The following is a 23,525-nucleotide window of genomic DNA, read 5'->3' as shown; positions in this document are numbered from 1 at the left end:
GGCTAGATCTCCACGACCGGGTTGCGCAGGACGCCGATGCCCTCGATCTCGCACTCGACGACGTCCCCGCCCTTGAGCGAGCGCTTGGGGTCCATGAACTCACCGCAGCCCCACGGCGTGCCGGTGAGGATCATGTCGCCCTCCTCGAGCGTGAACGAGTGCGAGCAGAAGCTCACCAGCTCGGCGACGCCGAAGATCATCTCGCTCGTGTTGGAGTCCTGGACGGTCTCGCCGTTCACGCGCGTGATCAGCTTGAGGTTCTGCGGGTCGTCGAGCTGGACGACCTTCGGCCCGATCGGGCAGAACGTGTCCAGGCTCTTCGCCCGCACCCATTGCACGTCGGCGAACTGGAGGTCACGCGCGGACACGTCGTTGGCGACCGTGTAGCCGCCGACGTAGGACAGCGCGTCCTCGACCGACACGTTGCGGGCGGTCTTGCCGATGATCGCGGCGAGCTCGACCTCCCAGTCCACCCGCTCCGTGAGGGAGCGAGGGATCTTGATCTCCTCGCCGTCGCCGATCAGCGACGTCGTGAACTTGCAGAACACGAGCGGCTGCTTCGGCGGCTCAGCCCCCGACTCGCGCACGTGGTCCATGTAGTTGAGCCCGATCGCCACGATCTTGCCCGGCCGCTCGATCATCCGGTCACCGCACTTTCGACGTTCTCCAGGTGCCGCAACATCGCTGCCCTGGCCTCCTCCGCATCACCCGCGGCGATGGCCGCGGCGATCTCGATGTGATCCTGCGCGCTCTGCGCGCGTACCTGCGCCAGCCGCCCGGTCCGGCGGCGGCTCGCGATGCCCATGCTCGCCACCGAGTCCAGCAGCCGGCTGAGCAGCGCGTTGTCGGCGGCGCGGGCGATCAGCCCGTGCAGCTCGATGTCGTTCCACATGAACGCCTCGGCGTCCTCGAGCTCCTTGGGCGACGCCTGCGCGCAGCGCAGCAGCTCCTCCGCCGCGGCGATGTCGATCCGCTGCGCGGCCAGCGCCGCCAGGCCGGGCTCGACGAGCTTGCGCGCCTCGAAGAGCTCCGCCAGCCCGGCGTCGCTGAGGCTGAGCACTAGCCCGACCGGCCGAAGTAGTTGCTCCGGTTCCAGTGCCGTCAGGTACGTGCCGTCGCCCTGGCGCATCTCGGCGACGCCGAGCATCGCGAGCGCGCGCAGCGCCTCGCGCAGCGACGACCGGCTCACGCCCATGGTGGTCGCCAGCTCGCGCTCCGGCGGCAGCCGATCTCCGGGCTTGAGCTGGCGCTCGGTGATGAGCGCGATCAGCCGCGCGGCGATCTGGTCGGGGAGCGCATCGCGCTGCACCGTGCCGAAGGCAATTGGCCGGACCATTGGACCACAAGGCTACCAGGAAGGTGACGTCTGCCGTCCATCCGTATAGGGTTGAAAACAGGGTGAGGGGTAAATGAGTGACCAGAATCTGGTCGAACTTCAGGGCATCCATAAAGCGTTCGGCGACAACGTCGTCCTCGCAGGCGTAGACCTCTCGGTCGCGCGTGGTGAGGTCATCGTCATCGCCGGGCCTTCGGGGTCCGGGAAGTCGACGATGTTGCGCTGCGTCAACGGTCTGGAGACACCGGACCGTGGCGAGATCACGTTCGACGGACGTCCCGTCAAGCCGGGGAAGGGCTTATCGGCGTTGCGAGCGGAGATCGGGTTCGTGTTTCAGCAGTTCCATCTGTTTCCCCACATGTCGGTCCTGGACAACATCGTCCTGGCGCCGACGAAGGTGAAAGGCGTCGCGCGGGACGCGGCGCGCACGCGCGGGCAGGAGCTGCTCGAGCGTGTGGGGATCGCCGAGAAGGCGCATCAGTTCCCGGCCGAGCTGTCGGGCGGGCAGCAGCAACGGGTGGCGATCGCGCGAGCGCTCGCCATGGACCCGAAGCTGATGCTGTTCGACGAGCCGACCTCGGCGTTGGACCCGGAGATGATCCGGGAGGTGCTCGACGTCATGCGCGACCTCGCACGCGAGGGCATGACGATGCTGGTCGTCACGCACGAGATGGGCTTCGCCCGCGAGGTGTGTGACCGGCTGGTGTTCATCGACGGTGGCCTGATCGTGGAGGAGGGGCCGCCTGCGGAGTTCTTCGCGAACGCCCAGAGCGAGCGGGCGCGGGAATTCGTCGACAAGATCATCCACCACTAGGGGGAAGGGCGGAGGACATGCAGGGTTTGCGTTGGCTGGGAGTAGCGCTGACCGTGGGCGCGTTGGCGTTCGCGGGGTGTGGGGACGACGAAGAGCCCACTTCGGGCAGTGGGGCGGCCGGAGGGGAGGCGACGACGGAGGCGACTCCGGCGGCGACGGCCGAGAAGTTCGCGGCGGACACGTCGCTGGGGAAGATCCAGGCCAAGGGCGAGATCACGATCGGCGTCAAGTTCGACGTGCCGCCGTTCGGCATCAAGAACCCGCAGTCGGGTGAGGTCGAGGGCTTCGACATCGAGATGGGCAAGGCCGTCGCGGCCAAGCTCGGCGTCAAGCCGAAGTTCATCGAGGCGATCTCGGACAACCGAATCCCGTTCCTCGAGAACGGCACGGCGGACCTGATCCTCTCGACGATGACCATCAACGAGGAGCGGGTCGGGCAGATCAACTTCTCCGATCCGTACTTCATCGCGCGCGGCCGCGTGCTCGTGCCGGAAGGCTCGGACATCACGGGCGTGGCCGACCTCGGAGGCAAGAACGTCTGCACGGCGCTCGGCTCGACCTACGAGGCGAACCTCAAGAAGCAGGCGCCGGACGCCAAGCTCAAGCTCGTCGACTCCTACTCGGAGTGCTTCGAGCTCGTGCAGAACGGTGCCGTCGACGCGGTCTCCACGGACGACGTGATCCTCACGGGCATGATCATCCAGGACCCGACGCTCTCGCTCGTCGGCGATCAGCTGACGCAGGAGCCGTACGGCGCCGGCATCAAGAAGGACGATCAGGAGATGACCGACTTCGTCAACAGCACCTTCCAGGAGATCAAGGACAACGGCACCTGGATGAAGGTCTACGACGAGTGGGTCGGCAAGTACACCAAGGAGCCGGGCGAGCCGCCGACCATCGGCGTCGACGAAGCCGTCGAGCTGGTCAAGAACAACTAGAAGCGTCGCTTGTTCGACGTACTCACAGAGCACTGGTCCGAGTTCAGCTCGGGCTTCTGGGTGACCGTGCGCATCATCGCGGGTTCCTTCGGGATCGCGATGGTCGTCGGCACCTTCGTGGCGGCGTTCCGGATCGCGCCGAACAAGTGGCTCCAGCGCCTCGGCGGGATCTACGTCGAGGTGTTCCGGAACATCCCGCTGCTCGTGCTCTTGTTCATCTCGTTCGCGGGGCTGCGGCGCGCGGGTGTGGACATCGGACCGTGGGTCGCCGGTATCGCCTCCTTGGGGCTGTACACGGCGGCCTACGTGGCCGAAGCGCTGCGCTCGGGCGTCTTCTCGGTCGGCAAGGGCCAGGTCGAGGCGTCGCTGTCCCTGGGGTTCAGCTACGCCGAGACGTTGCGGAGGATCGTGCTGCCGCAGGCGTTCCGGACGGTGATCGCGCCCCTGGGCTCGTTGACCATCGCGATGATCAAGAACTCGGCGATCGTGGGCGTCTCGCTGCTCGCGCTGCCTGACCTGTTGAAGCAGGCGCGCGTCGTGTCGGCGCGCACGTTCCAGACCGACGAGACGTTCTTCTGGGCGGCCGTCGGCTACATCATCCTGACCGGGCTCGCGACGCTGGCGTTCCGGGTCCTCGAGAAGCGGTTCGCGATCGCCCGATGAGCTATCTCTTCAGCCCGGACAACTGGGAGTGGCTGTGGACCGGCAACAACGCCCGGTTCATCATCGAGGGCTTCATCATCAACCTCGAGATCGCGCTCATCTCGATCATCTTCGCGCTGATCGTGGGGCTGGCGCTCGCCTTGCTGCGCCTGTCCAGCGTCAAGCCCGTGAGCGTGCTCGCGGGCGCGTGGGTGGACCTGTTCCGCAACCTGCCGCTGATCTTCCTGATCCTTTACTTCGCCTTGGCGTTGCCCAAGTCGTGGAAGGACGCGTGGGAGGACGCGATGCCCGGCTGGGCGCCCGAGGCGTTCCAGTCCGGTCTGGTGCTCGGCGCCTTCCTGGGCCTGATCCTCTACAACAGCGCGGTCCTCGCGGAGATCATGCGGGCGGGCATCCTCTCGCTGCCGAAGGGGCAGGGCGAGGCCGCGTCCGCGCTCGGCATGACGCGCCGTCAGGCGCTGCGCTACGTGATCCTGCCGCAGGGCCTGCGCCGGATGGTGCCGGCGACGGTCTCGCAGCTGATCACGCTCAACAAGGACACGACGCTGGTGTCCATCATCGCCATCACCGAGGTGATGCGCCGCGGGCGGATCGTCACCTCGTCCGGCTTCTTCCAGGACGTCACCGCGCCGATCCTGCAGGTGTTCATCTTCATCGGATTCCTGTTCGTGGTGGTGAACTACCTGCTCTCGCGCCTGTCGCGCCGGCTGGAGATCCGTGAGCGCAAGATCACGGGCACGAAGCTCAAGCGCGTCGGTGGGCTCGAGGACCAGGTCGCGGCCGATCCCGTCTGACGCCCGGCGCCGGGGCACGCGCCGCTCGGCGTGTGCCCCGGCCGGAGCTCAGAACTCGATCACGACCTTGATGTCGTCGCCGGACGCGCCGAGGACGGACGGGGCGTCCTCGAGCGGGACGCGCCGCGTGAGCAGGCGCTCGAGCCACGTGTGGTCCGCCTGCTGGAGCGCCTCGGCCGCGAGCCGGTAGTGCCGGTGGGCGGCGTTGACCGACCCGAAGACCGTGTCGTTCTCCAGCACGAGCGCCCGGTTGAGCGCCCCCGCGTCCACCTCGAGCGAGCGACCCTTCGGCGAGACGCCCGTGAGGCAGACGACGCCGGGCGCCGCCGTGCAGGCCATCGCGTCGAAGACGACCTGCCCGACGCCGGTGCACTCGACCACGACGTCCGGCCGCAGACCCGTCTTGGGCAGCGGCTCCGCGTGGTAGGTGGCGCCGAGACGGTCCACGAGCTCGGGCTTGAGCCCGTCGCTGACGACGTCCAGCACGTGCGTCTCGAGTCCGCGCTGCACGGCCAGCAACGCCGCGAGCAGGCCGATCGGGCCGGCGCCGGTGATGACGGCTGTGCGCGGGCGCGCGCATAGGCGGCCGTAGATCGCGTCGAGCTCGTCCCACGCCTTCGCCACGACGCTCGTCGGCTCGATCAGCACGCCGACGCGCTCGAGCGACGGGTCCAGGCGCACGGCGTACTCGGGCTCCACGCGCCACCGCTCGGAGCCGTAGCCGTCGATCGCCTTGATCCCACGCTCGGTGTACTCGCCGTTGCGGCACAGGTCGAACCGGCCCGCCGCGCAGCACTCGCACGGCTGCGGGTCCGGGCGACGGACGACGCCCGCGACGAGGTCGCCGGGGGCGACGGGCGCGTCGTCGGGTGCGTCCAGGACGCGTCCCAGCGACTCGTGGCCGAGGATCAGGCGGTCGCGGCCCTCGGGCGCCCAGCCGTACTCGCCGGCGGCGATCTCGCGGTCGGTGCCGCAGATGCCGAGGGCCAGCGCGGCGACCAGCACGGCTCCGGCCTCGGCGGGTGGTTCGGGCACGTCCTCGACGCGGGCGGTTCCGGACGTGCCGGGTTCGACGGTCAGTGCGCGCATCAGACGTTGGCCCTTTCGTCGGCGGGTGCCGCGCGCTCGTCGCGGCTGAGCAGGAGCGCGCTGTTGACCAGCGCGAGGTGGCTGAAGGCCTGGGGGAAGTTGCCGACCTGGCGGCGAGCCACGGGGTCGTACTCCTCCGACAACAGGCCGAGGTCGTTGGTGAGCGAGCTCAGCCGCTCGAACAGGGCGAGCGCGCGGTCGCGACGGCCGCTGAGCACGAGCGCGTCGACGAGCCAGAACGAGCACGGCAGGAACGCGCCTTCGCCGGGCGGCAGGCCGTCGTCGGCCTCCTCGGTGGAGTAGCGCAGGAGGAAGCCGTCGTGCGACAGCTCGCGTTCGACCGCGTCGATCGTGCCGACGACGCGCTCGTCGGTCCCGGCGAGGAAGCCGACCGCCGGCATGAGCAGCAACGCGGCGTCGAGCGCGCGGGAGCCGTAGGACTGCGTGAACGTGCCGCGGTCGCGATCGAATCCGCGGTCGCACACCTCGGCGTGGATCTCGTCGCGCGCCGCCCGCCAGCGTTGCACGGGGCCGTCGAGGCCGTAGCGCTCGGCGGTCTTGATCGCACGGTCGAGAGCGACCCAGGCCATCACCTTCGAGTGCACGAAGTGCCGGCGCGGTCCGCGCACCTCCCAGATGCCCTCGTCCGGGTCACGCCAGGCCCGTTCGACGTGGCCGACGAGGGCGACCTGCAGCCGCCACGCGTTCGCGTCCAGGTCGAGGCCCGCCCGCCGCGCCTGCAGCAGCGCGTCCATGACCTCGCCGTAGACGTCCAGCTGGAACTGCTCCGACGCGGCGTTCCCGACACGTACGGGGGTCGAGCCCTCGTAGCCCGGCAGCCAGTCCAGCTCGAGCTCGGTCAGCCGCCGCTCGCCCGCGGGGCCGTACATGATCTGCGTGTCGGCGGGCCGGCCGGCGACCGAGCGCAGCAGCCAGTCGCGCCACGCGGCCGCCTCGTTCAGGTAGCCGGCGTGGATGAGCGCCAGCAGCGTCAGCGTGGCGTCGCGCAGCCAGCAGTAGCGGTAGTCCCAGTTGCGCACGCCGCCGATCTGCTCCGGAAGCGAGGTGGTCGGCGCAGCGACGATCCCGCCGGTCGGGCCGTACGTGAGCGCCTTCAGCGTCACCAGCGAGCGCTTGACGAGAGCCTGCCAGTCGCCGCCGACAGTGCATCGCTGCGACCAATCCGCCCACCAGCGCTCGGTCTCCGCGATGGTCCGGGCGACGTCGAGCGGGCCCGGCGGTCGTTGGGCGGACGGGTACCAGCTGAGCAGGAACGGCACCGCGTCACCGGCGCGCACGGTGAAGTCCGCGCGCGTGGTCAGATCGGCGCCGCGCGTGGGCACCGGGGAACGAAGCAGCAGCGCGTCCGGCCCCGCCGTCGCCGACACGCCGCCGTCCAGCCGCCGTACCCAGGGCACGACGCGGCCGTAGTCGAAGCGCACGATCAGCTCCATCGCCATCGCGACCTCGCCGCGCACGCCCTCGACCAGCCGCGCGACCTCGGTGGTCGTGTCATCGGGCAGTGGCATGCAGTCGATCACGCGCACCACGCCCGTCGCGGTCTCGAGCTCGGTCTCGAGCACGAGCGTCCCGTCGCGGTACCGGCGCCGTACCGACACGACGTCGTCGCGGGGTGCGAGCTGCCATCGCCCGTGACGCGGCTCACCCAGCAACGCGGCGAAGCACGCGCCCGAGTCGAACCGCGGGACGCACAACCAGTCGATCGATCCGTCACGTCCGACGAGCGCGGCCGTCCGCGTGTCCCCGATCAGCGCGTAGTCCTCGATCCGTGACGCCACGACTACCGGATACCCAGCGTCGATGAGAAGACGCCGTGTGCCATGGTCGAGGCCGTGCCGTACGTCATCAACGAGCCGTGCATCGGCGCCAAGCACGCGACCTGCGTGGACGTGTGCCCGGTCGACTGCATCCACCCGCGTCCGGACGCGCCGGAGTTCGAGGCCGCGGAGCAGCTCTACATCGACCCGGACGAGTGCATCGACTGCCACGCGTGCTACGAGGTCTGCCCGGTGGGGGCGATCACGTCGGGCAACGGCGTGCCACCCGAGTGGGAGGCGTTCGTCGAGCGCAACGCCGCGTATTTCCGCTAGTCGGTCACACGGCGCGGGGGTTGCGCAAGATGGCTTGTAGATGGTCACCGACGACGACGAGCTGCTGCGACGGGCCGCCACGGGCGACGACGACGCCTTCGCGCTCTTCTACCGGCGGCATCGAGGGCTCGTCGTCGGCTATCTGCGCCAGCGGGTCTCCGAGCCCGAGCACGCGTTCGACCTGACCGCCGAGACGTTCGCGGCCGCGCTGGTCGCGCTGCGCCGCTACCGGCCGGCCGAGGGCGCGGCGGCCGCGTGGTTGCTCGGCATCGCGCGCAACAAGCTGCTGGAGAGCTTCCGCCGCGGGCGCGTGGAAGCGCGCGCCCGGACGCGGCTGGCGATGGAGCCGATCGCGGTCGACGACGAGGACCTGCTCGCGATCGAGGCGCAGGCGGTCGCCGGGCAGGCGTCGCTCGAGCGGCTGCTCGAGTCCTTGCCGCAGGACCAGCGCGCGGCGATCCGGGCGCGGGTGCTCGACGAGCGCGAGTACACCGACATCGCGCGTGAGTTGGAGAGCTCGCCGCAGGTCATCCGCCAGCGCGTCTCACGCGGGTTGAGAACGCTGCGCGCCCAGCTGGGAGAACGCCGATGAACGCCTGGGACAGCCTCGAGGACGAGCTGCGCGCCGCGACCCGGCGTGCCGGAGCACGGCGCTTCCCGCGCTTCGCGCCGCATCGCCGTCGCGGACCGTGGTTGGCGCTGGCCGCCGGGCTGGCGGCGGCGGTGGTCGTGCTGCTGGTCGTCGTGCGCGGTGACGGTCCGGGGACGATCCCCGCCGATGAGCGGTCCGTGGGCACGACCACGGCGACACCGTCGGGGACGCCGACCGGCCTGCGCCTGTCGCAGACGCCCGTGCCCGCCGATCAGCTCGCGGCCTTCGCGGTGCTGCGCCGGCCGCAGACGCGGGACGAGCGGTCCGACGTCCTCGCGCTGCTCGAAGACCTGGTCCAGCGGCACGACGGGATCCGCGCGAACGGGATCCGCGTCCTGTCCCGGGCGCGCGGTGAGATCGTCGCCCTCGTCCCGCTGGAGCGCGGCCCCTTCGGTCGTGACCGGTCCAAGGACGTGCTCGATCCCCTGTGCCTGCTGCGCGGGGCCCAGTCGGTCGGCTACGGCCTCACCTGCGGCACGCTCGCGGAGGTGCTCAGCGGGCGGGTCCGGTGGACGCGGCCGCCGGCCGGCCTGGCGCCCGACTTCGCCGCGCGCGTGCGTCTGCGGGTGCGCGGTGGACGGACGATCACGCTCACGCCACGCAACAACTACTACGACGCCGCCGCCGTCGATCCGTCCCTCGTCGGCATCCAGCCGCCAAGATGGCTCAACGCCCAGGGCAGCGAGTACCGCCCGACGACCACGCCGCCGACGGCGCCCGGCGGAGCCGGCCGTTCGATGCCCGAGCTCGCGCCGAGCGACCTGCGCGCCACACCCGTCGCGCCCGGCGATTCGAGCTTGAAGAAGGCGCTCAGCCTGCTCGACGACCGCCACGAGGTCGTGCGCGCCTGGAAGGTCCGCGGCCTGCAGGGCCATGTCCTCCTGACGCGCAAGGGCGCCGAGTGGTGCCTGAGCGTCCCTGACCCGCTGACGGACCAGCCGGACGTCGAACGCGGCGTCGGTTGCGTGCCCGACACGCGATTCCAGAGCCGCGGAGCGTACGTGGGCCTGACGCCTTCCGACGGCAAGAACGGGATCAGCGTCACGGTGCAGCCGGATCTGAAGACGATCCGCATACGTCAGCGCTAGGTCCGCAAGCGGACGCCCCGCGTCACAGATCGGGCGTCCCGCGACATCTAAGGGGTGTACGGCCCGCCGTACGAGCCTCCGCGCGCCCTCTGCTCCCTCGCCGTCTGACCAGCGGCGCCGCACGGCACGCCTCGAGCCGCGGAGTGACGTCGCCGGCCGGGGAAGCCGATCGTGCTTCCCCGGCCGCGCACGACGCTAGACGCGCGCCTTGTCCCAGTACTCGCGCCAGGAGCGGATGCGGCCGGCTTCGTCGAGCCGCATCCAGATGACGTAGTCCTGGACGTACGGGCGCCCGGTCTCGACCCACACGGCTTCGGCGTGGATCTCCGCGACGATCAGCCGTCGCGCCTCGTCCTGGACCTCGTCCACCAGCGTGAACGTCCAGTCGCCCCAGCGGCGAGCGCCGTCGAAGTACGCGACCAGCGCGTCGACGCCCTCGATCCGCGCCGTCATGTCCGCCGTGGCGTACGGGAACTCCAGGACGCCGTCGGTCGCCCACACGTCGCGCAATGCGTGGGCGTCCTGCGTGACGGCGTGGAGGTGTCCGGCCATGGCGGGGTGGAGATCCATGCCGAGAGCGTACGGCCGATGCGACTAGCGTTCGGTGCATGACGGCAATCGCGTTGGACGCCACGGCCGAGGCACTCGGCGAATACTGGTCGCAACATGTCATCGGGGAGGCCAACGGCAGCGTGTACCGCGTCGCCAAGGGGATCGGGTCGACCGAGTGGCACGCGCACGACGACCAGGACGAGGTCTTCGTCGTCACCCACGGTGAGCTGGTGGTGGAGCTGCGCTCCGGCGACGTGCACGTGCGGGAGGGCGAGCTGTACATCGTCCCGCGCGGGGTCGAGCACCGCCCGCGGACCGACGGCGAGGCGCGCTTCCTGATCGTCGGCACGCAGATCACGTCGAACGCGGCGGGCGGGAAGCCGGCCTGGAGCCGGGACGGCGGCACCCCGCCGTCGTAGGAGGTGGGGCTACGCCGAGCTGCGTGCCGAGTGAAGGACCGCGAGCGCCAGCAGGCCCGCGGCCGCTGCGCCACAGCCCCAGGTGAGCGCCCGGAAGCCGAGCGCGAACAGGCCACCGTCAGCGGTGGCGAGCCCGGCGACGGCGCCGAGGACGCCCGCGGCCGCCACGACCGCCGCGGCTCTTGTCACCGCTCGCCGGTGCAGCGCGGGCACGCGCTGGCGGCCCGGCTGCGGCGGCGTGCGCAGCCACCACCGGCCGACGACGAGCGCGAGCAGCAGCAGCCCGACCGCGCTGCTCGTGTACTGCGCCCATGTGTGGCCCGCGAACGGGCCGTGGGTCTCGGTCAGCCAGCCGATGCGGTCGGTGCCCCAGCGGCCGGGGTGCGTGAACGAGTCCCACACCACGTGCGTCGCCGCGCCGGCCATCAGCGAGACGAGCACGACCGCGACGGCTCCGATGCTGCGCACGTGCCGGCGCGCCGGCAGCGGCAGGTCGGGGGCGAGCCGGTCGCGCAGCGGCGCGGGCGCGAGCGCGACCAGCGTCGGCGCGAGCAGCACGTGCCAGAGGGCGAACGCCAGCACGCCCAGCACGAGGTCGAGCCCGACGATCCCGTCCGCGGCGTGCGTGTCCGCCGACGAGAGCGGGCGTCCCGGGAGGTAGTACGGGAAGTCCGGGGTCATGCTGCCGATGACGAGCGCGGACGGCACGAGGCGGAGCGGCAGCAGCGGGAGGGCCGCCGCCGGGTGGCTGAACGTGAACGGCATGCGCCGCGGCGAGCGTAGCGGCGGTCAGCCGTCCCGCGACGCGCTCGTCGCCAGCCGTGGCCGACTGCATCAGCCGGGCTCATCGGCAGATCAGGGAATGTCGCTTGATCTGATCATCCCCGGTCCGCACCATGGTGCGCGTGACCGCCGCTGACCTCACCGCCGCGCTCGTGGCCATCGACTCCGTGAACCCCGCGCTGGTCCCCGGCGGTGCCGGGGAAGCCGAGATCGCCGGGTTCCTCGTCCGCTGGGCGGCCGAGAACGGGCTGGACGCGCAGGTGCTGGAGGCGACGCCGGGCCGGCCGTCGGTGATCATCACCGCGCGCGGGAGCGGGGGAGGACGCACGCTGCTGCTGTGCGGCCACACCGACACGGTCGGCGTCGACGGCATGACCGCCCCGCACACCCCGAGGCGCGACGGCGATCGCCTCTACGGGCGCGGCACCTGCGACATGAAGGCGGGGCTGGCGGCGGCGCTCGTCGCCGCGCGGGACGCGGCTGCAGCCGGGCTCGCCGGCGACGTCGTCGTCGCGTGCGTGGCGGACGAGGAGCACGCCTCGCTCGGCGTGCAGGAGGCGCTCACGCACGTGCGCGCGGACGCGGCGATCATCACGGAGCCCACCCGCGAGGCGATCATCGTCGCCCACAAGGGCTTCGTCTGGGCCGACGTGCTCGTCGAGGGCTTCGCGGCCCACGGCTCGCGGCCCGAGCTCGGCGTCGACGCGATCGTGCACGCGGGCGCCGTGCTCACCGCGCTCGGCGCGCTGGACGCGGAGCTGATCGGGCGCGAGCCGCATCCGGTCCTCGGTCGCGGCTCCGTGCACGCCGGCACGATCTCCGGCGGCATCGAGGCGTCCTCGTACCCCGGGCGCTGCGCGATCACCGTCGAGCGGCGCACGCTGCCGGGGGAGGGCGAGGCGACCCTCGCGCGCGAGCTCGAGGCGGTGCTCGAACGCGCCACGGCCGCTCAGCCGGGTCTGCGCGCGTCGTTCGCGCTCGGCCTCAGCCGCGAGCCGTTCGCGATCGACCCGGAGCACGAGCTGGTCGGCTTGACCCGCGACGCCGCCGCGCACGAGCTCGGCGCGACGCCCGCGCTGACCGGCGCGCCGTACTGGACGGACGCCGCGTTCATCGCCGCCGCCGGCATCCCGGCGCTGCTGTTCGGCCCGACCGGCGAGGGCGAGCACGCGCTCGAGGAATGGGTCAGCGTCGCCTCGCTGGAGGCCGTGACGCGTACGCTCACCCGGATCGCGACGACCTTCTGCGCCTGATGCGACCGACCGCCACGAACCCGCGCGCCTCCGAGTGGACGGCGCCGCCCCGCGACGCCGCCGCGCTCGCGTTCCACCGCAGCCTCCCCGGCTACGCGCCGACGCCGCTCGTCGAGCTGCCGGGCGAGCTCGCGCAACGGCTTGGCGTCGCGCGTGTCCGCGTCAAGGACGAGTCCGACCGCTTCGGCCTGCCCGCCTTCAAGGTGCTCGGGGCGTCCTGGGCCGCCAACCGGGCGATCACGGCGCACCTCGGCGTGCCCGTGTCCGCCACGTTCGCCGAGCTGGCGGACCGGGCCGCGGCCGCGCGCCTGACGCTGGTCACCGCCACCGACGGCAACCACGGCCGCGCACTCGCGTACATCGCGAGCCGGCTGCAGCTCGCCAGCCGCATCTACGTCGCGGGCGGCCTCCCGGACTCGACGCTGCAGGCGATCCGCGACGAGGGCGCCGAGGTGGTGGACACGGACGTCGTGTACGACGAGGCCGTGCGCCTCGCCACCGACAGCGTGGGGACCGGCGAGCTGCTGATCCAAGACACGGCGTGGGCGGGCTACGAGGACGTCCCGGGCTGGATCGTCAGCGGCTACACGACGCTGTTCGCCGAGATCGACGCGCAGCACCCGCGCAGCCCCGACCTCGTCGTCGTCCCGACCGGCGTCGGCTCGCTCCTGCAAGCCGCGCTCGAGCACTACCGCGCGCCGGGCCGCACGCAGCGGCCGGCCGTGCTGGCGGTCGAGCCGTCGACGGCGGCGTGTGTGACGGCGTCGCTGGCGACCGGCGCCCCGATCTCGGTCGACACCAGCACACCGACGATCATGGCCGGCCTGAACTGCGGCACGGTGTCGACGCTCGCCTGGCCGGCCGTGCGCGCGGGCCTCGACGCGGCCGTCGGAGTGACCGACGAGGAGACCCGCGCGGCGCTGTCGACGCTCGCCGCCGCCGGCCTGCACGCCGGCCCGTGCGGCGCCGCGTCCCTCGCCGGCCTGCAGGCCGCGCCGCTGCCCCTGAAGCCCACCGACGACGTCGTCCTCGTGAGCACCGAGGGCGTCGCCGCGAACCGCCGCTAGCCGGACGCTCCCTGCGCGCGGGCCGGCGTCAGCCGCCGGCGCTGGCGGATCAGCTCCGGCCCCGGCACGTCCGGTACCGCGGGAGGGTGCCCGAGGAGCAGCCAGGTGCCGTCGTCGCGCCGTGTGAGCTCGCCCCGCGCGGTCAGCTCGGCGAGCGCCGTGGAGACCGACGGCCGGGTCGCGCCGACGAGCTCGCCGACCAGCCGGTGCGACAGCACCAGCGGCACCTGCACGCCGTCGGGCACGACGCGGCCGAAGCGCTCGGCGAGATGCCAGAACAGCGCCAACATCCGATCGTCTACGCGCTTCATCTGCGAGATCGCCTGCTCGATCGCCAGCCGCCGGGAGCGGGCGATCAGCCGGTCGACGATCACGGCGTTGATCTCCGGGTAGCGCGCGATGACGGCGGCCGCGCGTTGGTCAAGCAGCGCCAGACGCGCCGGCGACAGCGCGTTCCAGCGCGTCTGCACGGGGAGCAGCGACGGCTCGGGGTCCAGCGGCCACGGGCGGATGATGTCCCCGGCGCCGAGCAGCTCGGTGCTGACGAACTCCTCGAGCACGACCTCGCGCGCTAGCACGCCTTCCAGCACGATCAGCCCGAGGTTGCGCGGATCGACGTCCGCGAGCCGCGCGCCGTCCCACTCGCCGACCTCGACCGCGGTGACGTGCGCGATCAGCTCGTGCGTCGCCTGCTCCCGCCGCTGCGCGTCCAGCAACTGCCCCAGCTCGGGATCATGCTCGAGCAGCCGCACTCCGCGCCGCGCTCCGCCGAATCGAGATGGCTCCGTCACCCCGGTCACCTCGGGCGTGAAAAATAGTCCCGCTCGCGGCGGTTGTCCACCGGCGCCGCGGCCCGACCCCTCGTGCCGTACTGTGCCGAGCATGGGCTTCGACCAGTACCACGAGCCGCCCGAGGAGCTGCCGGCGCGGACCCGAACGTTTGCCCGCCTGTGCGCTTCGCTGACCGAGGAGGCCGAGGCGATCGGCTGGTATGAGCAGCGGCTGGCGGTCGAGCAGGACCCGGAGGCGCTCGCGGTCATGCGCAACGCGCAGACGGAGGAGTTCAAGCACTTCGCGATGGACCTGGAGTTCCTGCTCCGGCGCACGCCGGTGTGGCGCGAGATCGCGCGCGGCGTCCTCTTCCAGGAGGGTGACATCGTGGAGGCGGGCGAGGAGGCCGAGGAGGGCGCCGGCCTGGGTGGATCGGGTGGCGGAGGCCAGCCGGGGTCGTTGGGCATCGGGAGCTTGAAGGGGGCCGGGCTGTGAACCATCTGCTGCGCGAGCGTGCGCCGATCACCGACGAGGGGTGGGCGGAGCTCGACGAGGAGGCGCGGACGCGCCTGGAGCCGGGCCTGGCGGCCCGCAAGGTCGTCGACTTCTCCGGCCCGCTGGGCTGGGACTACAGCGCCACCAACCTCGGCCGGATCGAGCCGCTGCCGGACGGCGCCGACGGGCTCACGAGCGCACGCCGGCGCGTGCTCCCGCTGGTCGAGATGCGCGTGGACTTCGCGCTCTCGCGTGCGGAGCTCGCCGACCTCGAGCGCGGGGCCGAGGACATCGACCTCGAGCCGCTCGAGCAGGCCGCCCGGCGGATGGCCCGGGCGGAGAACCGCGCCGTGTTCCACGGCTGGGCGGCGGCGGGCTTCAAGGGCATCGCGGAGTCCTGCACGCACGACGCGATCGCCCTGTCCGGCGACTTCAACGCCTACACGCGGCACGTCGCCGAGGCGGTCGAGACGCTCCTTCGCAACGGCATCAAGGGCCCGTACGCGCTCGCCCTCGCGCCCGAGCAGTACACGGGCGTCGTCCAGAGCACGGAGCACGGCGGCTACCTGCTGTTCGACCATCTGCGCAAGATCCTCCAGGGCGGCCCGATCGTCTGGGCGCCCGGCGTCGACAGCGCGGTCGTCGTCTCCCTGCGCGGCGGCGACTTCCTGTTCGAGTCCGGGCAGGACCTGTCGATCGGCTACAGCCATCACGACGCGCAGTCGGTCTACCTCTACCTCGAGGAGAGCTTCAGCTTCCGGGTGACGACGCCGGAGGCGGCGTGCTCGCTGGTGCCGCCGAGCTGAGCGTGCGCCCGCGGGCGAGGGCGAGCAGCGCGCCCGTCACGGCGACCGCGCCCGCGGCGAGCGCGGCCGCCTCGTAGGACACCGACTCGACGACGCTGCCGCCGAGCGCGTTGCCGACCGCGTTGCCGGCGACGATCCCCATGACCATGGCCGCGAAGGCCTCGGTGACGGTACCGGCCGGCGCGACGGTGTCCAGCAGGGTCGAGCCGACCACCGCGGTCGGCGCGACCAGCAGCCCGCACAGGACGAGCAGCAGCGCGAGCAGCACGTAGCTGCTCGCGATCGAGAGCAGCGCGAAGGCGGCGCCGAGCATGAGCAGCAGCGCGGTCAGCCGGTGCGCGGACGTGCCCGGCCACGTCCGCAGCCCGTAGACGAGCCCGCCGGCGAGGCTGCCGGCCGACAGCGCCGCGAGCAGGACACCCCCGGTGGCGGCCGAGCCCTGCTCGTCGGCGAACGCGGGCACCGCGACCTGCACGATCCCGACGCCCACCCCGAACAGCGCCAGCACGCCGATCACCGTGCGCATCCCGGGCGCGACGAGCGGCCCGAGCCAGCCGATGTCGTGCGGCGCACCGCGCCAGCCGCGCGACGCCCGGGTCGCGGTGAACGCGAGCGCCGAGCCGGAGCCAAGCGCGCCGGCCAGCACCACGGCGACCGCCGGCGAGGCGAGGGCGACGATCCCGGCCACGAGCGCCGGCGCCGTCACGACCGCCACCTCGAAGACGACCGCCACGAGCGCGTACGCGGTGGCGCGCAGTCCGGCGTCCGGCACGAGGTGGTTCCACAGCGAGCGCATCGCGGCCGGGAGCTGCGGCAGCGTCAGTCCGCCGCACACGGCGATCCCCGCGAGCACCCACGCCGACTCCTCCGAGCGTGCGGCCAGCACCAGCGCGATCAACGCCGGCAGGTGGCCGACGGCGGCGAGCCGGAGCACGCGCGTCTGGCCGAACCGGTCCATCAACCGGCCTTGCGCGACCGCGCCGAACGCGTTCGCCAGGCTGAACGCGCCGACCACACGCCCGGCCTCCCCGAACGACCCGCCCGCGTCGCGCGCGAGCAGCAGGATCGCGAGCGTGTACATGCCGATCGGCATCGAGCCGGCGGTCGAGAACACCAGCGGCGCGCGAGCACCGCGGATCGCCAGGAGCGCCTTGTAGCGGCCAACGCCCGCCTTCATACGTATGACGCTAGCTCATCCGAGCACCTCGCGCAGCTTGGCCGCGAACGCGTCGGGCTGGCCGGCCCACCCGAACTCCCCGTCGAGGAAGCCGCCGTGGTGGCTGGGGAACACCGTGGCGCGCAGCCCGAGGAAGGCGGCGGTGCCGTCGGCCGTGCGGCCGGTGAAGGTCGCGCGCGACTCCTCGCCGACGGCGATCACGATCCGCGTCTGCGCGGCCGCCAGCGCGTCCCGGTCGGGGTGGTAGTCCCGGATCGCGGCGCCGCGGTCGGTGAGCAGCGGGTCGTCGCGCGTGCCGTCGTCCTCGGTCGGCATGCCGAACATCGCCGGGTCCGGCGCGGGCTGGGCGAAGTACGCCTCGGTGTACTCGCCCTGCCAGGAGGTCAGCGTGATGAACGCCGCCATGCCGTGGCCCCAGCCCTTGGCCTGATAGGTCTGCTCGACGGCGTCGGTGGCCTGCCGCGCGGCCTCCTTGTCGGCCAGCATGTCGATCAGCGGAGGCTCGTGCGCGACGAGCGTGACGACGTCGTCCGGGTACGCCGCGACGAGCGCCAGCGCCGTGACCGCGCCGCCGCTGCTCGCGAACAGGTCGACCGGCCCGCCGACGGCCTCGATCACCGCGTGCACGTCCTCGGCCTGCACCTCCGGGGACGCGTCCACGCGCCCGTCGTGGCGCGTGCTGCGGCCCATCCCGCGCGGGTCGTAGGTGATCACGGTGCGGTCGGCGAACCGCGCCGCCAGCGCGCGGAACCCGCTCGCGTCCATCGGCTGCCCGATCATCAGCAGCGGTGGCCGTCCGTCCTCGGCGGGGAGTGGACCATGGACGTCGTACGTGATCTCGGCCTGCGCGTGCTGGAGGACGTGCGTTGTCTTCATACCGCCAGGACGCCCGGCCGCCCCGAAACTCATCGGCCCAATACGATCGCGGCATGGACCAGCGAGCGTGGGAACGTGTCCCGATCGAGGCGCAGAGCGTCGACGCCCCGCTCTCGCGCGCGGCCGTCTTCCTCGTGCTGGAGGTGCGCGAAGGCGAAGCCGCGCTCGCGCAGATCCGCGAGGTCCTCGGCGCGGTCGGCGACCTCGTCAAGAACGTCGGCTTCCGCGACCTGGGCGGCCGGCTGTCGTGCGTGGTCGGCATCGGCGCCGAGTTGTGGGACCGCCTCTCGCCGGGCGCACGGCCCGCGGAGCTGCACCCCTTCACGCCGATCCGCGGCCCGGTCCACAGCGCGCCGTCCACGCCGGGCGACCTGCTCTTCCACCTCCGCGCGGAGCGCGAGGACATGACTTTCGAGCTCGAGCGCCAGCTGCTCGACCAGATCGGCGACGCGGCGCGCGTCATCGACGAGACGGTCGGCTTCCGCTACTTCGATGCGCGCGACCTGCTCGGCTTCGTCGACGGCACCGCGAACCCGGTCGGGGCCGAGCTCCCGGAAGCAGCCCTGATCGCGGACGGCGACTTCGCGGGCGGCAGCTACGTCGTCGTCCAGAAGTACGTCCACGATATGGCCGGCTGGGCCGCCCTGTCCACCGAGCGCCAAGAGGCGATCATGGGCCGCACGAAGCTCGACAACATCGAGCTCGACGACGACGGCGCGCCCCAGCTCTCCCACAAGTCCCTCGCGACGATCGAGGACGAAACCGGCGGCGAGCTCGCGATCCTGCGCGACAACATGCCGTTCGGCCGCCCCGGCGCGGGGGAGTTCGGCACCTACTTCATCGGCTACGCCGGCCGCCTGTGGGTGATCGAGCAGATGCTCGAGCGCATGTTCGTCGGCGTGCCCGAGGGCGCCTACGACCGGCTGCTGGACTTCTCGACCGCGCTCACGGGGTCCACGTTCTTCGTGCCCACCGTCGCCATGCTCGAGGCGCTGGCCGAGCCGCCGGCGGCCGCTGCGCAGCCGCCCGCCGATTCCTCGCTGGGCATCGGCTCGCTTCGCGACTAGGCGTCGTGCTGGGCGGTCGCCGTTGGCAGGCGGCCCGCGTCGGCACCTCCCTGCACTCGCCCCTGGCATCGCGTCTCGATGTGTGTCGTCCGCGGGGCTCTTAAGTGTGCCGGGAGGTACCGCCGCGTGCCGCCCAGGAGCCGGTTTGGCGTTGTGTTGCGGCTTGGCTTCCCAGAGATCAAGTCAGCCCTCCCGCTTGATCGCCGCGGCGCTCCTCTGGGGCCGCGCCCTCGGGCGGTCTTCCCTGACATCTCCACAACGTCGCGGCGACGCAGGTACGGCCCGGGCTATTCCCCGCAATCGCCAGAGCCCCCGCGGTAGCGGTCAGACCGATGGCGAGGTCGCCGTGCGCCGTCCGCCGGCCGCGAAGGCATCAGTCGTCGACAAGCGCTATCTCTTGACGCCGTCCATCGGCCGCAGACCGGTGTCTCACGTGCGGCGCGTCGGTTACGTCTGAGCGAACCGCTGAATGATCGCGTCGCGCACGGATGAAAGCCGTTCAGGCAGGATCTCGGCGAGCTGCAGCGCCCCATCCGACGTCCAAGCTCGGATGTCGCTGCTCGGAGCAGCGCCCAGTCCCAGCCGCAGCGCGTTCTCGTCATCCGTGAACAGCATCGCGGCACGCCAGCGATCGGCCTTCGTGACCGGTGGCTCCGTCACGTACTCCGCAAGCTCCTCCAGGCAGGCGCGGAGGAGGCGGTCGTCTGCTCCGCTGAACGTCCAGTGATCGGCCCAGCCGGTCCCGTTCGAGGGCGACCTGATCTCGAGCATGCTCTGCACGCCCGTGAGTGTTCCGCACGCGCCGTCGCTTTTCGCTGCAGGTCGCCCGGCAACAGGACGGGATCGTCGACAAGCGCTACTTCCCGTCGGGCTTCGAGGGGCAGCATCTGCGCGTCGGCGCGAGCGCGAGAGCCTGGCTTCGTCTAAAGGTCGAGCGTAGTTCCCGACCTGGCCGATCCCGTAGTAGCCCTCGCGGGAGTCGACCCTTACCGGCTACCGGCCAGGGATGTTGAAAGCGTATGCCGTGAGGCCCGCAGCGCAAGCAGAGGCTCGGGCGAGACGTGACGTGAGCCGCCCAATGAGGTGGCGGGCGCGCGGGCTCGCAGCGCCCCGTCGTCATGCGCCATCGTCGAAACGCGAAGCTCCGGCTGCGCTTCGACGACGAAATTGGGCATCGACGGACCGCCAGAGACCGCCGCTCACCGCACGCGTGCGCGGCGGCGGCGGACCGTCAGCGCCGTGTGTCCGGCGACAGGGTGGCTCCGCCTGCAGCAGTCGCGTGAGGCCAACGGTCTCCGGGTACCCGCTCGGCGATGTGGGCGCCATCGAAGAATCCTGACGACTACCTCGTGGGACAGCCCGGCCACCCGTCCCGTCTTGGAACACCGTCGCGGCCGCCGCTGTCGCTCACTCTCGGGACCTACTTCGGATCGTGGGCGCTGGTCGCCCTGGTGGCGTACGCGCTCGGTGCAGGGTGGGACCGGGCGATCATGCCGTTCGGCTTGTTCGGCGCAGCGCTCACGCAACTGACCACGCAGATCTGGTGGCGGCGACGCGCGGGCTCAGCAGGAACTAGCGATGTCCCGGTCCAGGGTCGCTGATCGACAGGATCTTCCCTGCCGCGACCACGCGATGGCCTTCGTGGACGTCGAACACGCCGCCGACGCGCACAAGCTGCCGCACGTATAACGGGTACCGGATAAGCACGTCCGCGATGCACTGCCCGCCCGGCGGGACCCACAACGTGTTGTCGTACTCGAACACGTCCTCACCAGGTCGTATGAAGACGAGGCACCCCGTCAAGTGGCGCGGGCCCGGCTCGGCCTCGCCACCGAACCAGCAGTCGGGCTGGTAGCCGGAGGCCACTGGCCTTTGCCGACCACCTTCGGCTTTGGTCCGAAGAGTGAGGGCGGCCACGAGCCGGAAATGGTTGCCTGACGGAAGATCGGGCGCGGCTTCGTGCACGAGCGCGACTTACCTGGCCGCACCCGTCGAGAACCGCCACTGTGACAAGTACCTCGAGATCTCATTCAGTCCCAGGAGTACGGCTGCGATGCATCGTGTGCGCGCGCCGTCCGCCGGCGCTCCCAACGAGCGTGCAGCCACAGCGCGCCCTGAAGGGCAATCGCGGACACGAGCAACGTCACGAACCACGGGCTCTGCAGCACCCGGTCGACAAGCAGCCACAGCACGGCAACCAGGACCATGAGATACGTGGGGCGCAGCGGACGACCGGGCGGCATCCGCACAACGTAGGGCTTCGGCGGAGTCGTTGGTCGATACGCGCTCCTGCTGACAGCTCGAGATGTCAGCGCGCGAGTGGCAGCAGTAGGCCTACGCTCGCCGGGACCACGGGTGGTCGTCGTGCGTGGACGGTCTCGATGATCTGCGCCGCTGACGCACGCCAGGGGCGACCCCACGAACGACCGTTGATCACGCAGAACAGCGGGCCGACCGGCATCCGCTCGCGCGCCCGCAGCCACGGTTCCAATGGCTCGAAGCCCCAGTCGTCCATGCCGACTTCCCGACGCCGGCCGCCCTTGCCGCGTCGCACCAGCAGCGACCCACGGCGCCGGTCTAGGTGGAGCTCGTTCAGATCAAGCGCGCTCGCGGTCTGGTCGCTGTGCTCTGACGCATGACCACGATGATCTCCTCGGGCCGCGGCGGGTCCGGCGGATAGCCCGTCGCGCGTGACGTTGATCGGGGCCGGACTACCCTCCCCGGTGTGTTGGCCGAAGCGTTGGTCCTAGCGTCCGTCGTGTGCGGGCCGTCGTCGGCGACGACCCTCCATTCGGGGGCGCAGACGCGGCTCTACACGCGCGCGGGAACGGCGTACGCCTGCGCGCGTCACGGGCGACGAACGATCAAGCTTGGCGGGGCAGATCAACTCCGCGGCGTCCGGATTTCGAGTCAGTTCGTCGCGATCACACGGACTCGTGGGACGCAGCAGCTGCTGACCGTCTACGACGTGCGTCGTGGCCGCGAGATCGAGCGCGTGCCGGGCGTGGACTTCTCCGCCGTCCGGCTTGCGCGCAACGGGGTGGCTACCTGGCAGCAGGCCGGCACCGGCGGCGCTCGCATGGTGGCCCAGAGCGGTGGGCGGCTCCTTGAACACGCCGTTGGCATCGACCCGGGGTACGTCGGCGTGGGAGGGTCGGTGGTCGCGTGGCGTGCAGCCGGCATGATCCGCGTGCGGCTCGGCCGTTTGACGCCGGCGGGCGTCCTCGTCCGTGCGGGCGAGGTGCGTATCGAGGCCGATCGGAAGCTGCGAGCCAGGCTGGGTGACGGCGCCGCCGTCCCGCTTGGCGCGCCGTACGACAGCGGCGACACCAGCAGCGGCGGCGATGGCGTGGACGCCCTCGCCATCGAGGGACAGTTCGTCGCTGCCCGGTACAGCGCCGATCGAAGCGGCACGAGCGCGGGCGCGCTTCTCCGGATCGTCGATCTCAGCACCCGCGCTGCACGAAACGTATGCGAGACCGTGAGTGGCTATGTGCAGAGGTTCGTGCTCGCGCCCAGCGGCCGAGCCGTCTGCGCCATGCGCGCAGACGGCGACCAGTTGCAGATCCGCGCCGAGAACGACGTACTCGATCAAGGCCCCGGCCTGAGCCTGGACTCGCTCGTCCGGCGTGGGAACGAGCTCGTCTGGGTCAAAGACGGCCTAGAGCGCACGGCGCCACTCCCCTAAGGCGATCACGGCGTCCTGGATCAAGTCCGACTGAGCAGCCGGAGGGCACGTCCAGGGCTTCAGCGCATCATGGCCACTGAGTCGCTCGCCCGATTGGCGTGTGGCAGCACGCCAAGATCGTGCCCGGTGGCCGGCTAGAGACCCGCGGGTCGCGGTTTCGCGGCCACCAAGGTCGGCCGCGTCCGCTCTGCTGCGCGACGTCGAATCGCAACCGCGATAGGCGCCCTGTCTGACCGCCAGTAGATCTCGAGGTGGCTCAGCCATCCGTCTTTGATCCAGACCATGACGCTGCCGCCGTCGTAGTCGGCAGTCGCCACCGGTTGGCCTGAGTAGGACACCGGAGTAGGCAGCGCTCTGTCCACCTCGATGCTGATCGTTGGGCACACGCAGTCGCACCTGCTCGCAGCGTGGGCATCGCGCAGCTGTTGCTCGAGGACGTCGAACTCCGGCACTCCTGCGCCTTCGAGGAGGTTGCTCGCGATCGATCTCTCGGTCGCTGTCAGGGCGCGCGGAAACGACACGGCGTCCGAGGCTGGGGCGTATGCGTCGAAAGGGATCCGTTCGTCGGACGAGACATGCGTCATGACCGCTGCCCGCCTGCGAGGCTGGTTCCGTGCATGCCGGACGCGTGTAGCGAGTTCGTCGAAATGGATCCTTTTGGTGAGCGGTGCGACGTATCGTTGAACGCGGAGACAGCGGGGTCTGGGTCTCGTTGTGTAGCTGATCCGAGCTAGTCGCAGCCGTCGGTCCACGGGTGGTGACGCTGTAAGCACCTGCCCGTGTGCGCTGTCGATTCGCGTGGGTCCCTGCTCGCTCTGCGGCGAGCCCTGGGCGAGGGTCGCCGCCAAATCCTGGACTTGACAGGGGCGCGTGTAGCGCTGAGGCTTGCAGCGGTTCGTTGGAGGAGAGGAGAAATTGTGCGTGCATTGTTTTGCGGTGTAGCCGCCCTGCTGCTCATGGGGGTGATGGCCGCGCCTGCGGCGGCGCAGGGGTTGTCGGTCACGAAGTCGAGCTTCGGCACGGTCGGCACCCAGCCGGTCGACCGCTACACGCTCGCCAACCAGAGCATGTCGGTCTCGATCATCA

Annotated in this window: 25 protein-coding genes and 1 pseudogene; 14 read left to right on the top strand and 12 right to left on the bottom strand. The window is 71.4% G+C overall.

What is annotated here, in order from left to right; genetic code table 11:
* Positions 1–2: 2 nt before the first annotated feature.
* Positions 3–641: a fumarylacetoacetate hydrolase family protein gene (locus C8N24_RS00135; protein ID WP_121246614.1), complete on the bottom strand. Its 639-nt coding sequence runs from the start codon at positions 639–641 to the stop codon at positions 3–5.
* Entirely contained in the window at positions 638–1,336 is a 699-nt protein-coding gene (locus tag C8N24_RS00130; protein ID WP_121246612.1) for a FadR/GntR family transcriptional regulator, read from the bottom strand. The genes C8N24_RS00135 and C8N24_RS00130 overlap by 4 nt, the downstream gene beginning before the upstream one ends.
* A gap of 73 nt (positions 1,337–1,409) precedes the next feature.
* Between C8N24_RS00130 and C8N24_RS00125 the strand changes: the two genes are divergently transcribed.
* From C8N24_RS00125 to C8N24_RS00110, 4 genes are read left to right on the top strand one after another with little or no spacing between them, the layout of a single operon-like run.
* Positions 1,410–2,150, top strand: a complete 741-nt coding sequence (locus C8N24_RS00125; RefSeq protein ID WP_121246610.1) for an amino acid ABC transporter ATP-binding protein — start codon at positions 1,410–1,412, stop codon at positions 2,148–2,150.
* Positions 2,151–2,167: 17 nt separating this feature from the next.
* The gene (locus C8N24_RS00120; protein ID WP_121246608.1) at positions 2,168–3,088 is read left to right on the top strand and encodes a glutamate ABC transporter substrate-binding protein; all 921 of its coding nucleotides are present in this window, start codon (positions 2,168–2,170) and stop codon (positions 3,086–3,088) included.
* Positions 3,089–3,097: 9 nt separating this feature from the next.
* On the top strand, positions 3,098–3,751 hold the full coding sequence (locus C8N24_RS00115; RefSeq protein WP_121246606.1) for an amino acid ABC transporter permease: 654 nt from the start codon (positions 3,098–3,100) through the stop codon (positions 3,749–3,751).
* Positions 3,748–4,545: an amino acid ABC transporter permease gene (locus C8N24_RS00110; RefSeq protein ID WP_121246603.1), complete on the top strand. Its 798-nt coding sequence runs from the start codon at positions 3,748–3,750 to the stop codon at positions 4,543–4,545. The genes C8N24_RS00115 and C8N24_RS00110 overlap by 4 nt, the downstream gene beginning before the upstream one ends.
* A gap of 48 nt (positions 4,546–4,593) precedes the next feature.
* On the opposite strand, the gene C8N24_RS00105 is transcribed toward C8N24_RS00110, so the two are convergent.
* Together C8N24_RS00105 and C8N24_RS00100 are read right to left on the bottom strand one after the other, a co-directional pair.
* Positions 4,594–5,634, bottom strand: a complete 1,041-nt coding sequence (locus tag C8N24_RS00105) for a glucose 1-dehydrogenase (RefSeq protein ID WP_121246601.1) — start codon at positions 5,632–5,634, stop codon at positions 4,594–4,596.
* The gene (locus C8N24_RS00100; RefSeq protein ID WP_121246598.1) at positions 5,634–7,433 is read right to left on the bottom strand and encodes a glycoside hydrolase family 15 protein; all 1,800 of its coding nucleotides are present in this window, start codon (positions 7,431–7,433) and stop codon (positions 5,634–5,636) included. Before C8N24_RS00100 ends, C8N24_RS00105 begins: the two co-directional genes overlap by 1 nt.
* Before the next feature lie 54 nt (positions 7,434–7,487).
* On the opposite strand from C8N24_RS00100, the gene C8N24_RS00095 reads away from it, so the two are divergent.
* The 3 genes from C8N24_RS00095 to C8N24_RS00085 are packed head-to-tail and all read left to right on the top strand — an operon-like array spanning position 7,488 to position 9,485.
* A complete protein-coding gene (locus C8N24_RS00095) occupies positions 7,488–7,745 on the top strand; it encodes a 4Fe-4S dicluster domain-containing protein (RefSeq protein ID WP_121252829.1) in 258 nt (85 codons plus the stop codon).
* A gap of 40 nt (positions 7,746–7,785) precedes the next feature.
* Positions 7,786–8,337, top strand: coding sequence for an RNA polymerase sigma factor (locus C8N24_RS00090; protein WP_121246596.1), 552 nt, complete (start codon positions 7,786–7,788; stop codon positions 8,335–8,337).
* Positions 8,334–9,485, top strand: a complete 1,152-nt coding sequence (locus C8N24_RS00085; RefSeq protein ID WP_121246594.1) for a hypothetical protein — start codon at positions 8,334–8,336, stop codon at positions 9,483–9,485. Before C8N24_RS00090 ends, C8N24_RS00085 begins: the two co-directional genes overlap by 4 nt.
* Positions 9,486–9,680: 195 nt before the next feature.
* On the opposite strand, the gene C8N24_RS00080 is transcribed toward C8N24_RS00085, so the two are convergent.
* Positions 9,681–10,055 carry a nuclear transport factor 2 family protein gene (locus tag C8N24_RS00080; RefSeq protein WP_121246592.1) on the bottom strand — a complete coding sequence of 125 codons (375 nt, stop codon included), beginning with the start codon at positions 10,053–10,055 and terminating at the stop codon, positions 9,681–9,683.
* Between the two features lie 38 nt (positions 10,056–10,093).
* Between C8N24_RS00080 and C8N24_RS00075 the strand changes: the two genes are divergently transcribed.
* On the top strand, positions 10,094–10,456 hold the full coding sequence (locus tag C8N24_RS00075) for a cupin domain-containing protein (RefSeq protein WP_121246590.1): 363 nt from the start codon (positions 10,094–10,096) through the stop codon (positions 10,454–10,456).
* Positions 10,457–10,465: 9 nt separating this feature from the next.
* Here C8N24_RS00075 and C8N24_RS00070 read toward each other — a convergent pair whose 3' ends face one another.
* Positions 10,466–11,221, bottom strand: a complete 756-nt coding sequence (locus tag C8N24_RS00070; RefSeq protein WP_121246588.1) for a DUF4184 family protein — start codon at positions 11,219–11,221, stop codon at positions 10,466–10,468.
* 131 nt (positions 11,222–11,352) lie between these two features.
* Here C8N24_RS00070 and C8N24_RS00065 point away from each other — a divergent pair, with 131 nt between their 5' ends.
* Together C8N24_RS00065 and C8N24_RS00060 are read left to right on the top strand one after the other, a co-directional pair.
* Complete coding sequence (locus tag C8N24_RS00065; RefSeq protein WP_121246586.1) at positions 11,353–12,492, top strand: M20/M25/M40 family metallo-hydrolase; 1,140 nt, start codon at positions 11,353–11,355, stop codon at positions 12,490–12,492.
* On the top strand, positions 12,492–13,559 hold the full coding sequence (locus tag C8N24_RS00060; protein ID WP_211339783.1) for a diaminopropionate ammonia-lyase: 1,068 nt from the start codon (positions 12,492–12,494) through the stop codon (positions 13,557–13,559). Before C8N24_RS00065 ends, C8N24_RS00060 begins: the two co-directional genes overlap by 1 nt.
* Here the strand turns inward: C8N24_RS00060 and C8N24_RS00055 are convergent.
* Positions 13,556–14,311: a helix-turn-helix domain-containing protein gene (locus C8N24_RS00055; RefSeq protein WP_121246582.1), complete on the bottom strand. Its 756-nt coding sequence runs from the start codon at positions 14,309–14,311 to the stop codon at positions 13,556–13,558. The genes C8N24_RS00060 and C8N24_RS00055 overlap by 4 nt on opposite strands.
* A 130-nt stretch (positions 14,312–14,441) precedes the next feature.
* Between C8N24_RS00055 and C8N24_RS00050 the strand changes: the two are divergent.
* A pseudogene (locus C8N24_RS00050) lies at positions 14,442–14,744 on the top strand (ferritin family protein); the annotation flags it as partial.
* A 77-nt stretch (positions 14,745–14,821) separates the two neighbouring features.
* Positions 14,822–15,631, top strand: a complete 810-nt coding sequence (locus C8N24_RS00045; protein WP_121246580.1) for a family 1 encapsulin nanocompartment shell protein — start codon at positions 14,822–14,824, stop codon at positions 15,629–15,631.
* On the opposite strand, the gene C8N24_RS00040 is transcribed toward C8N24_RS00045, so the two are convergent.
* On the bottom strand, positions 15,576–16,808 hold the full coding sequence (locus C8N24_RS00040) for an MFS transporter (protein ID WP_121246578.1): 1,233 nt from the start codon (positions 16,806–16,808) through the stop codon (positions 15,576–15,578). The two genes, C8N24_RS00045 and C8N24_RS00040, sit on opposite strands and share 56 nt — an antisense overlap.
* Positions 16,809–16,823: 15 nt before the next feature.
* Positions 16,824–17,684, bottom strand: coding sequence for an alpha/beta fold hydrolase (locus C8N24_RS00035; protein WP_121246575.1), 861 nt, complete (start codon positions 17,682–17,684; stop codon positions 16,824–16,826).
* A 53-nt stretch (positions 17,685–17,737) separates the two neighbouring features.
* Between C8N24_RS00035 and C8N24_RS00030 the strand changes: the two genes are divergently transcribed.
* Complete coding sequence (locus C8N24_RS00030) at positions 17,738–18,751, top strand: Dyp-type peroxidase (protein WP_121246573.1); 1,014 nt, start codon at positions 17,738–17,740, stop codon at positions 18,749–18,751.
* Positions 18,752–19,198: 447 nt separating this feature from the next.
* Here the strand turns inward: C8N24_RS00030 and C8N24_RS00025 are convergent, their stop codons facing one another.
* The 3 genes from C8N24_RS00025 to C8N24_RS33505 all read right to left on the bottom strand — a co-directional run bounded on the left by C8N24_RS00025 (position 19,199) and on the right by C8N24_RS33505 (position 20,943).
* Positions 19,199–19,531 (bottom strand): hypothetical protein, encoded by a 333-nt coding sequence (locus C8N24_RS00025; RefSeq protein WP_121246571.1) that lies wholly within the window; start codon positions 19,529–19,531, stop codon positions 19,199–19,201.
* A 792-nt stretch (positions 19,532–20,323) separates the two neighbouring features.
* Complete coding sequence (locus tag C8N24_RS00020; RefSeq protein ID WP_147447515.1) at positions 20,324–20,716, bottom strand: EF-Tu C-terminal domain-related protein; 393 nt, start codon at positions 20,714–20,716, stop codon at positions 20,324–20,326.
* Positions 20,717–20,781: 65 nt separating this feature from the next.
* On the bottom strand, positions 20,782–20,943 hold the full coding sequence (locus C8N24_RS33505; RefSeq protein WP_170178735.1) for a hypothetical protein: 162 nt from the start codon (positions 20,941–20,943) through the stop codon (positions 20,782–20,784).
* A gap of 533 nt (positions 20,944–21,476) precedes the next feature.
* Between C8N24_RS33505 and C8N24_RS00010 the strand changes: the two genes are divergently transcribed.
* Positions 21,477–22,439, top strand: a complete 963-nt coding sequence (locus C8N24_RS00010) for a hypothetical protein (protein ID WP_121246565.1) — start codon at positions 21,477–21,479, stop codon at positions 22,437–22,439.
* Positions 22,440–23,525: the final 1,086 nt, after the last annotated feature.

Origin of the sequence: Solirubrobacter pauli, from assembly GCF_003633755.1 — a bacterium.
GTDB classification, from domain to species: Bacteria; Actinomycetota; Thermoleophilia; order Solirubrobacterales; family Solirubrobacteraceae; genus Solirubrobacter; species Solirubrobacter pauli.
The sequence above is the reverse complement of the archived record's forward strand: the minus strand, read 5'-3'. Positions and strand labels throughout refer to the sequence as shown.

What these genes read in the sequence shown, in the direction of transcription:
- C8N24_RS00135 (WP_121246614.1), bottom strand. Translation starts at nt 641, where the DNA reads ATGATCGAGCGGCCGGGCAAGATCGTGGCGATCGGGCTCAACTACATG.
- C8N24_RS00130 (WP_121246612.1), bottom strand. Translation starts at nt 1,336, where the DNA reads ATGGTCCGGCCAATTGCCTTCGGCACGGTGCAGCGCGATGCGCTCCCC.
- C8N24_RS00125 (WP_121246610.1), top strand. Translation starts at nt 1,410, where the DNA reads ATGAGTGACCAGAATCTGGTCGAACTTCAGGGCATCCATAAAGCGTTC.
- C8N24_RS00120 (WP_121246608.1), top strand. Translation starts at nt 2,168, where the DNA reads ATGCAGGGTTTGCGTTGGCTGGGAGTAGCGCTGACCGTGGGCGCGTTG.
- C8N24_RS00110 (WP_121246603.1), top strand. Translation starts at nt 3,748, where the DNA reads ATGAGCTATCTCTTCAGCCCGGACAACTGGGAGTGGCTGTGGACCGGC.
- C8N24_RS00105 (WP_121246601.1), bottom strand. Translation starts at nt 5,634, where the DNA reads ATGCGCGCACTGACCGTCGAACCCGGCACGTCCGGAACCGCCCGCGTC.
- C8N24_RS00090 (WP_121246596.1), top strand. Translation starts at nt 7,786, where the DNA reads ATGGTCACCGACGACGACGAGCTGCTGCGACGGGCCGCCACGGGCGAC.
- C8N24_RS00085 (WP_121246594.1), top strand. Translation starts at nt 8,334, where the DNA reads ATGAACGCCTGGGACAGCCTCGAGGACGAGCTGCGCGCCGCGACCCGG.
- C8N24_RS00080 (WP_121246592.1), bottom strand. Translation starts at nt 10,055, where the DNA reads ATGGATCTCCACCCCGCCATGGCCGGACACCTCCACGCCGTCACGCAG.
- C8N24_RS00075 (WP_121246590.1), top strand. Translation starts at nt 10,094, where the DNA reads ATGACGGCAATCGCGTTGGACGCCACGGCCGAGGCACTCGGCGAATAC.
- C8N24_RS00070 (WP_121246588.1), bottom strand. Translation starts at nt 11,221, where the DNA reads ATGCCGTTCACGTTCAGCCACCCGGCGGCGGCCCTCCCGCTGCTGCCG.
- C8N24_RS00065 (WP_121246586.1), top strand. Translation starts at nt 11,353, where the DNA reads ATGGTGCGCGTGACCGCCGCTGACCTCACCGCCGCGCTCGTGGCCATC.
- C8N24_RS00060 (WP_211339783.1), top strand. Translation starts at nt 12,492, where the DNA reads ATGCGACCGACCGCCACGAACCCGCGCGCCTCCGAGTGGACGGCGCCG.
- C8N24_RS00040 (WP_121246578.1), bottom strand. Translation starts at nt 16,808, where the DNA reads ATGAAGGCGGGCGTTGGCCGCTACAAGGCGCTCCTGGCGATCCGCGGT.
- C8N24_RS00035 (WP_121246575.1), bottom strand. Translation starts at nt 17,684, where the DNA reads ATGAAGACAACGCACGTCCTCCAGCACGCGCAGGCCGAGATCACGTAC.
- C8N24_RS00030 (WP_121246573.1), top strand. Translation starts at nt 17,738, where the DNA reads ATGGACCAGCGAGCGTGGGAACGTGTCCCGATCGAGGCGCAGAGCGTC.